Annotated in this window: 9 protein-coding genes and 3 pseudogenes; 7 read left to right on the top strand and 5 right to left on the bottom strand. The window is 34.5% G+C overall.

Annotated features, from left to right (window positions below; genetic code table 11):
* Positions 1–605: 605 nt before the first annotated feature.
* From ACFX4L_RS24465 to ACFX4L_RS24455, 3 genes and pseudogenes are all read right to left on the bottom strand, one after another.
* Positions 606–704: pseudogene (locus tag ACFX4L_RS24465) on the bottom strand (site-specific integrase); the annotation flags it as partial.
* Between the two features lie 89 nt (positions 705–793).
* The gene (locus ACFX4L_RS24460) at positions 794–985 is read right to left on the bottom strand and encodes a hypothetical protein (RefSeq protein WP_061465036.1); all 192 of its coding nucleotides are present in this window, start codon (positions 983–985) and stop codon (positions 794–796) included.
* Positions 986–1,001: 16 nt separating this feature from the next.
* Positions 1,002–1,817 (bottom strand): hypothetical protein, encoded by an 816-nt coding sequence (locus ACFX4L_RS24455; RefSeq protein WP_377406521.1) that lies wholly within the window; start codon positions 1,815–1,817, stop codon positions 1,002–1,004.
* A gap of 211 nt (positions 1,818–2,028) precedes the next feature.
* On the opposite strand from ACFX4L_RS24455, the pseudogene ACFX4L_RS24450 reads away from it, so the two are divergent.
* Positions 2,029–2,447: pseudogene (locus ACFX4L_RS24450) on the top strand (recombinase family protein); the annotation flags it as partial.
* 165 nt (positions 2,448–2,612) lie between these two features.
* Here ACFX4L_RS24450 and ACFX4L_RS24445 read toward each other — a convergent pair.
* Positions 2,613–3,848, bottom strand: a complete 1,236-nt coding sequence (locus ACFX4L_RS24445) for an IS110 family RNA-guided transposase (RefSeq protein ID WP_377387543.1) — start codon at positions 3,846–3,848, stop codon at positions 2,613–2,615.
* 531 nt (positions 3,849–4,379) lie between these two features.
* On the opposite strand from ACFX4L_RS24445, the gene ACFX4L_RS24440 reads away from it, so the two are divergent.
* The 4 genes from ACFX4L_RS24440 to ACFX4L_RS24425 all read left to right on the top strand — a co-directional run bounded on the left by ACFX4L_RS24440 (position 4,380) and on the right by ACFX4L_RS24425 (position 5,636).
* On the top strand, positions 4,380–4,559 hold the full coding sequence (locus ACFX4L_RS24440; RefSeq protein WP_377406520.1) for a hypothetical protein: 180 nt from the start codon (positions 4,380–4,382) through the stop codon (positions 4,557–4,559).
* A gap of 110 nt (positions 4,560–4,669) precedes the next feature.
* Positions 4,670–4,873, top strand: coding sequence for a hypothetical protein (locus ACFX4L_RS24435; protein WP_377387537.1), 204 nt, complete (start codon positions 4,670–4,672; stop codon positions 4,871–4,873).
* A gap of 107 nt (positions 4,874–4,980) precedes the next feature.
* Complete coding sequence (locus tag ACFX4L_RS24430; RefSeq protein ID WP_377406518.1) at positions 4,981–5,178, top strand: DUF4177 domain-containing protein; 198 nt, start codon at positions 4,981–4,983, stop codon at positions 5,176–5,178.
* Between the two features lie 188 nt (positions 5,179–5,366).
* Positions 5,367–5,636, top strand: a complete 270-nt coding sequence (locus tag ACFX4L_RS24425; protein ID WP_275732744.1) for a hypothetical protein — start codon at positions 5,367–5,369, stop codon at positions 5,634–5,636.
* A 317-nt stretch (positions 5,637–5,953) separates the two neighbouring features.
* Here the strand turns inward: ACFX4L_RS24425 and ACFX4L_RS24420 are convergent, their stop codons facing one another.
* Positions 5,954–6,676 (bottom strand): NADPH-dependent F420 reductase, encoded by a 723-nt coding sequence (locus ACFX4L_RS24420; protein ID WP_377406516.1) that lies wholly within the window; start codon positions 6,674–6,676, stop codon positions 5,954–5,956.
* Between the two features lie 213 nt (positions 6,677–6,889).
* On the opposite strand from ACFX4L_RS24420, the gene ACFX4L_RS24415 reads away from it, so the two are divergent.
* Together ACFX4L_RS24415 and ACFX4L_RS24410 are read left to right on the top strand one after the other, a co-directional pair.
* Positions 6,890–7,249, top strand: a complete 360-nt coding sequence (locus ACFX4L_RS24415; RefSeq protein WP_260287829.1) for a winged helix-turn-helix transcriptional regulator — start codon at positions 6,890–6,892, stop codon at positions 7,247–7,249.
* Positions 7,250–7,430: 181 nt separating this feature from the next.
* Positions 7,431–7,982 (top strand): annotated as a pseudogene (locus ACFX4L_RS24410) (IS110 family transposase); the annotation flags it as partial.

Raw genomic sequence — 7,982 nt, 5'->3', positions numbered from 1 at the left:
TCCAAGACGGACACATCCTCTCAAAAATCATTGTAAGGACTTAACTAAAATGTGTCCATGAAACTATACTAACTCCAGAAGATCGGAGCTGTCTTTAAGGCAGCTTTTCTTTATGGAACTATCGGGGCAGTTTAGTTTAATAAGGAAAGACTAAACTACTCCATTATTAAGTTAATTGTATCATTTGCTATTCCTTCACCTAATGCTTGAATATGTAAGTGGTCAAGAAGGGATGGACGGTCAATATTCCAAGTTAAAGTAAATTGATTATCCTTATCATCTCCTTTAATGTCATAGCCAATAAGTTTTCTTTGATTCCAGGTTTCTGTACCAGTTGGTACTAACCAAAATAAGACAGTCTCAAGTGTTTTCAGCTTTCACATTAAATGTTATCTTCTTTGTTTCTTTCTTTTGGTACTTCAACCCAAGTTCCTTTTTGGGGTAATCAGTTTCAAAGCTAATTATATTAGGTGGGGCTGGAATAACCTTTTGATTCTCGACAGGTTGTAATGCTGTTAAAATGAGGTAGATTTAGTTGGAAGTGATTCTAAATAACAAAACAAAAAACGTTAAAGATCTTTAGGAAATTGAAAGATTATGAAAATGTAAAACCAATAGCCAAACGTTTTTCGCAAGGTACGGTTGCCGACATGTTCCACGCCAGCGAACTCTGCGGCTTTATTTAGCTGCCGGTAGGAGGGTAATGGGGTGAAGATTATGGCGTTTCTATTTTATATAAACTAAAAAAGCCCTTTGAAGTTTTCTTATTACTATTACTTCAAAGGGCTTTTATTTAGTTTGTTGTTAACTTTTGAAAAAATTTGTTTAATCCATAAAAAACTGCTCCTATGAAGCTTCCTAAAGCAACTGATCCAATAATCATTAAACTAATTTCCTTAATTGTAACTGGTGTCATAAACTGAGTGGATGAAAATAATAAAACGAGAACAACTGGTATTAAAAACCATAGAATTGTTTTTTTCAATTAAATCACCTCCAATTTATTTTATAGTTCTATGCTTAGATACTTTCCCTTTGCTATCGCTTCTTAAATATACTTTTACAAATTTGTCTTGCATTGTAATACCTTGTCCACCAATACCGTATCCCCATGATGCATTTCCTTGAACATAAAGCTCTGCAGTTTTTGTTGATATACTCTTTCCTCCACTTTTTTGGTTGTCTATGTTCCAAACACTTACGTTTCCTCTCTTAAAATAACCAATATCTTCTTTAGCAGTTACTTTAGTACCGTTGTAAGTAAACCACCCAGAAATATATGCTTTCCATAAAGTTAAGCCTGTCCAGTTTTTAGCTGTATAAGAATTAGAAACATGCTTTTTCTTAGAAGAAGTAGATGCTGCAGCCATCATTAAAGTATTAGCAGAAGTAAGTTCTGAATCACTAGCCGGCTCTTCAGTACCTTCATCAGTTTCTGAAACATAGAAAGTATCGCTATCTGTGAAGATTAATTGAGTATCATCGTTAACATCGTAAGCTCTAAAATTCCCTTCATCAATTTGTTCATCAATATACTCTGGAACATCTTCAACATTATCTAAGGAAGTATTATCAGCTTCTCCAGTATTAGTCGCTTTCAATTCAACAGGGTGCTCTTCAAGATAATTATCTATAGTACTATTAATATCTGCTTTCTCAGGAATATCTTTTAAATAATTAACTAAATTTTCTTCCCTATTCTCTACACTTATCTTACCATCATTCTGTTCCTCAGCGGATGCTGATGAACCAATACCAAATAATAAACTTACTCCTAAAGCACCACTTACTGTTAAACTAGTAATCTTTTTAAACATATTAATTCCCCCTATATTTTACTATAACAACAACAAAATATACATTATTTACATTTAAAAGTAAATGGTGTATATTTTGTTGAATTAAGGGGGCCGATGATATATTAATAATTGATTAAGTATATCATGGGGTACAGACATCAAAACGAAAACTTGCTTAGCCAGTAATGGACTGGGCTTTTTTACTTTCTACGGTATGGCGGAAACTATGGAATATTTAAGAGAAGGTGACAAGCTGTTGTTTACAAGTTGGATAGATTAGCACGTTCCACCTTTGACCTACAAAAGATTGCTAAGGATTTAGAAGAACGTGGAATAGCTTTAGTATTCATCAAAGAACAGATTGATTTTAGTACACCATCAGGAAAGCTAATGTTTACTATGCTGGGGGCTATTGCTGAGTTTGAACGTGATCTAATTAAAGATAGAACCACTGAGGGACGTGAAAGGGCTAAGGCGCAGGGTAAACATATGGGACGTAAAGGGAAGGACGAGAAGGACGTTAGGAAGGCGTTAAAGCGGTATAATGAAAGAGAATCTAACGGTTTAAGCGTTAAAGATATAGCTAAAATGACTGGCGTTCCACGTTCCACTATTTACGCTAAAGTGAAAGAGATGACTAGCAAATAGGCTAAAATCGTCTTTTTTCTTAATGAACTAAACCAGCTAATAGTTAGTCAACATTTTTCAATGAAAACTTAAAATATTTCATGCTATACTAAATTTGTGCATGCCAAATAACCTTCCAATGAACCGTATTTGGAAAGATTTGTGCTATTTAGTTATACTTTTAAACTAGGTTAGATCTTGGAAAGTCGAGTTATTTTGTAATAGTGCATAAATCCATTGTAGAAGCTTATTAGCACATGCTATCACAGCTACTTTAAAGGGCTTTCCTTCTTCACGTTTCTTATCATAGAACTCTCGTAATCTCTTGTTCCGAGGGATGATTTCATCTGTCGTTTTCTTCTTGCGACAATCACGAATGGCACAACGAACGGCCATATATAAGGCATGTCGTAGTCTGCCAGAACCTCTTTTGGTAATCCTATTTACTGTGCCTTTAAATTTACCTGATTCAAAGATACTTGGATCAATTCCGGCAAATGCCACTAGTTTTTTAGGGTGATTAAACCGATCAATTTCTCCAATTTCAGAAATAATCGTTGCAGCGATCTTTTCACCGATTCCAGGGATGGATTGGATAATCTTATATTCTTCAATTTCTTTTGCCAAAGCATCTATCTCGTCTTCAAACCTGGATAGGTGCTTTTGGTATTCTAGAAGCATTTTTATATACATCTCTAGGCTTAAAATGTGACTCTGATATAAAGTTCTCTGAAAAGGATTTCGAGCTGAGGCAGCCATAAGTTTCTCTGCCTTTGTATTCGCCCACTTTCTAGAACGACTTGGACAAAGTTCATTAATCCTATTTGCTACAGTTTCTTGACCGACTGATGATATGTCTTCAGAAGTAGGGAATTCTAATAGAGTAAGCAAAGAAACAACCGAATACAAATCTCCAAAAACCCCTCTATATTCAGGAAATACTTGATCAAGAACAGCCTGAAACTGTAGTTTTGTTTGTACATAGATACCTGTTATATTTGCATGTTGTCTTGAAAGATTACGAAGATTTAAGAGTTGTATCCCTCGTTTTTTATAAGGCTCTAAATCCTCTTTATAGTACAGCTCGCAGAGGTGACGTGCATCGATTATATCTGTCTTTACTTTGAGTAAACTAGAGCTCTTCGCACGATAAGAAATGAGTGGGTTAACGATAATTAATAAGTAACCTCTCTCCTCAAAATACTGTACAACGGGCGTATGATAATGCCCAGTAGACTCTAAAACGACCGGAGGTCGAATTCCTGTTACGTTTTCTATCTCTCTAAGATAATGGTGTAAGCTCTCTAGTCCTTCAATGGTATGTGCTACTTTGAAACTTCGTTGATAAGTCTTCTTTTTATCCAAGAACGCTTGAACCTGACTTTCACCTTTAGCTACATCCAGACCAACCACGGGATTCATTTTTTATCTCCTCCAAAAACATAATTAACCCCTAATCCTTCTTGCAGTATCATAGCTTCGCTTGTTATACGAGATCTTGGTCCCAACCAGCCAAATCATGTTTAAGCAAGTAGGGGGCGAACTGTTTAGTTGACGGGGTCCAAGCCCCACGGGCAGGAACGTTCTACCCCAGCTACCGTTATCATAAATCGATATAAAAATTGTTCAACCAGAAATATCTGGCTGACCTTATAATACGAAAGGGGCAGGATAGTTCTAGAAGCGTAGCATATTCGAACTGTAAGAATTACTATTTTTATCAAAAAAACTAAAATTTAGTAATGGTATTAACTGAGTGGTGAGAATTTGTTAACTAATATAGGTATTCCAGGATTAATTCTATCTTCTTTTTGCGTAATATTAGTTTTGATTTTACTAAGAAAACTAGTGCAAGCTATCAGACGGTAAAACCGTCTTTTTTTGGTCACAGTATATGTTACCTCTACAATAAGTCTTATGGAACAAAGGTGAAGATTAAAGGGGGGAAAATCGTTGAAAAATAAGAACATCTTAATTATTTTTGGTATAATATTATGCTTTTTATTATTTGTTTTAGGTATGTTATTTTCAGAACAAATCCCTCTCCTAACTGTCGTAGGGATTATTGGAGGAAGTGGTATGTTTTACTTTGTATTCCGAATTGTTACGAGCGCAATTGAGAATCAAAAGTAATCACATTTTCTTATTCAAAAAATGGATGAAGACGATGAAGTTTCAGAAACTTCATGGAAACAGCTATTCCTTATTCAACTAAACAAATAAGAAAAACTGGGAGGGATTTTATGAATTATGAATATAAAGAGAAAGAAAAGAAAAATGGTCCATATATTTCAATTAGAGATAAAGGTGAGAATTCACTGTTAGAAGTAGAAAGAAAAGGGAATCAGATAGAAATAGTTACATATGTGCGAAATGATAAAACAACCAAATTCACAATGCCGATGGAATTATTTGAAAAAATGTCCAAAGGAATGATTCAAGAATAACACAATGTGTTATTGCATTAACGGGTCCTTTTATAAATCGTACAAATAGTTAAATTAAACACATCCTTATTCTGTTTACGAAGCATAATCAAAAGGAGGACAAATAAATGTATGAGTACAAGTTTATAAAAATAGAGTTTAAAAAGTTATCTGGTAAACCTAATGAAGACTATCGAGAAGTAATTAAAAATCACGCAAATCATGGCTGGCGTTTTGTTCAAATTTTCTCTCCTGACTTTGCAACTTCAGGAGTTGCAGTAGGGTCATACTATGAATTGATTTTTGAAAGACCTATAAAACAGTAAACAAAACAGCAACCATTCGTTATGAAAGTTTGTTAAACATTACACTTCAACTAACTGGTGCTTTAGTTCATTAACAGGGGGTGCTTCGGCAGCCCTTTTCTTATGGGTCTAAAGGACAAGATACCCAAATAAAAAATACATATTTACTATATTTTGGTAAAATGGATTGGAGGGAAGGGTGGGGAATCATGAAAAAATATTTAGGGATTATTTCGTTTACTTTAATTATCTTGGTTATTTGTTTCTTTGCTGCGAATATAACACGAGTAATTGATCCTGGAGTAACAACTTTTCGTATATTAATGATATTTGGAATCATTATATCTTTCTCTTTTTCTTTTCTTAGTGAGAAAGGGCTTTGGAGAAAATTTGCTTTAGGTCTTAGTATATTCGTTGGTTTCGTTTACTTTATAGCCGTCGAATTAATGAGAATAGTATTCCAGGGTAATGGATTTTAAACTGTTTATTCAACAAACAAGTGTGTTAGCTGAAGATTGGAGCAATCTTTAAGGCAGCCTTTTCGTATGGAACTATAGGGGCAGTTTAGTGTAACAACAATACAGTTTTTTTACGGCGATGAAAATTGTTAACAACGTCTAAATATTTTTAAAGTGTTACATCCAAGGTGGATGAACAGAGTTTACTGTAAAAGATTTAAAATGCCAAAATAGTGATCAAGGTTATTTTGATCACTATTTTTGGCTCCAAATTTCCTATGTCTTCTATTCAATTTAAAATTAAATACCAGAGCAATGATCAATATGGGTTTCCTAAATTATGAATTATATGTTTCTCTGTTTAGATTCACAATATCTTTATGTGAAAATCTAGCTGAAAACTTCTCCATCGCCTTATCCCGTAGGAATGGGGCTTTTTCTTTATTTGCCTTTTTTAATGCTTCCGTTAGTTCCTCTTTTGTTAGTTCTGTGCAGTATGCAGGAGTTCCTGGCTGTTGTCTCCATGAATCATTTAAAGAACCACTATCTACTGCGTCGAAGCCTAGCTCGTTTACTACGTTCATGATTATTTGTTTTTGTGATAGGTTATTACCAGCAATCGCCATGGCAATGCGTCCACTAGTACCTTCGGGGGTTTCCTTATTTTCTAAAGTATAAGCTAATTGATTGTTGAAAGCTTTAATGATAGGTCTACCTAATTGGTTTGAAACCCAACCACTTTCAACCATCCCGTTCTCAATTTCTTCAATTTTATTGTCTCTAAAAGGATAATAATTTGAAGTGTCTACAACGATTACTTCCTCTCCAGATTTATCTACAATGTTGCGAATGCTTGGCATTACATGAAAAGGGATAGATATTATAAGAACATCAATATTTGTTATTACATCTTCTACACTCACAGGTGTTCCAGCAAGCTCTTTTCCTTCTAAACGTTCAATTCCTCGAGCATCTGCAATTTTGACATCATGTCCATTCTTAACTAATTTTTTAGAAATAATTGTCCCTATTGGTCCTGCACCTATAATTCCAAATCTCATTATTGTTCCTCCTAAATATAATTTTGTTCGATTATGATTTAATATCAGCTAGCCTCAACACGAAATTGTCTACATTCCTTTTTTGTAAGCATTAAGGTAATTGATCTTGGTTATAAATAATATTATGAACTCATTACTCTTACTTTTGAAGTAGGCAATAAAAAATGATATAGTACACTTTTTTGTACTTTATAGAAGAAAAGGGATGTAAGTATGGCTAGAATATGCAAGGATGGATTTGAAAAAGAGTTTATTAAGGAGCAAAGAGACGTTTATGGTATTGCGTATACCCAAAATATGCTTTCAGGACGCTGGAAGTATCTTATTCTTTGGTTTTTAAAAACAAAAGAACGTCGTTATAGCGAAATTAAAGCTTTTTTATGGGACATCTCACAAGGTTCTCTTACAAAACAGTTGAGAGAATTAGAAACAGATGGATTAATTAATCGAGAAGTTTTTCCTGAGGTACCTCCACGTGTTGAATATTCATTAACAACAAAAGGGCGTGAATTTATCCCAATACTTGATATGATGGAGAATTTCGGCAAAAAATTCGGGGAGAAACCTGAATGAAATAATAAAATGATATTTTTTATTAATTGAGCCGATATTGTGAAGGGTTGTACTTAAACTAACGGGTGCGTTAGCATTCCTGTAGATCGTTAAATATCAGGTTTGAAAAAAATAGAGCCCCTCAGTAAGATACGAGTATAGAGACCAATCTAACTCAAAACCTTAAGGAGGAAGCCCTACTATGAATTTTAAAATGCAAAACAAACAAAATCAACTAATTGAGAGAATTACGGATCAACATCTAATTGTTGGTGTGGATATTGCCCAACACGTACACGTGGCCCGTGCAGTAAACTATCGGGGCATTGTGGTCGGAAAACCTTTGTCTTTTCAAAATATAACGAAGAAGGTTTTACTAGCTTACTAAACTGGATCAAGGAACTAAAACACTTGAAAAACTTAGACACCACGATAGTCGGAATGGAACCTACCGGTCATTATTGGATAAACCTTTCAAAGTGGCTAGTCAAACAAAACATGGATGTTGTCACGGTCAATCCTCACCATGTCAAAAGAAACAAAGAAAATCGTGATAATACGCAATCCAAAAGTGATAAAAAAGATGCCCTTGTCATAGCTGATATGGTGAAGAATGGCTACTATGCCTTCGTTCGTTCCACTTCAGAATCATTTGAAAAACTTCGTGTCCTTATGGCTAACCGAGATGTGATCGTTAAGCGTCTTGTTAGCTCCATCAACCAAATTAATCGCTGGGTGGATGTTGTCTTTCCCG

Source organism: Peribacillus sp. YIM B13482, assembly GCF_042787975.1.
GTDB classification, from domain to species: domain Bacteria; phylum Bacillota; class Bacilli; order Bacillales; family DSM-1321; genus Peribacillus; species Peribacillus simplex_A.
Note: the sequence above shows the minus strand (reverse complement) of the source record. Positions and strands in the feature narration are given on the sequence as shown.

Bases quoted from the DNA above. Each gene is read 5' to 3' on its own strand.
- ACFX4L_RS24425 (WP_275732744.1), top strand. From the start codon at position 5,367: ATGAAAAAATATTTAGGGATTATTTCGTTTACTTTAATTATCTTGGTT.
- ACFX4L_RS24435 (WP_377387537.1), top strand. From the start codon at position 4,670: ATGAATTATGAATATAAAGAGAAAGAAAAGAAAAATGGTCCATATATT.
- ACFX4L_RS24445 (WP_377387543.1), bottom strand. From the start codon at position 3,848: ATGAATCCCGTGGTTGGTCTGGATGTAGCTAAAGGTGAAAGTCAGGTT.
- ACFX4L_RS24420 (WP_377406516.1), bottom strand. From the start codon at position 6,676: ATGAGATTTGGAATTATAGGTGCAGGACCAATAGGGACAATTATTTCT.
- ACFX4L_RS24430 (WP_377406518.1), top strand. From the start codon at position 4,981: ATGTATGAGTACAAGTTTATAAAAATAGAGTTTAAAAAGTTATCTGGT.
- ACFX4L_RS24415 (WP_260287829.1), top strand. From the start codon at position 6,890: ATGGCTAGAATATGCAAGGATGGATTTGAAAAAGAGTTTATTAAGGAG.
- ACFX4L_RS24455 (WP_377406521.1), bottom strand. From the start codon at position 1,817: ATGTTTAAAAAGATTACTAGTTTAACAGTAAGTGGTGCTTTAGGAGTA.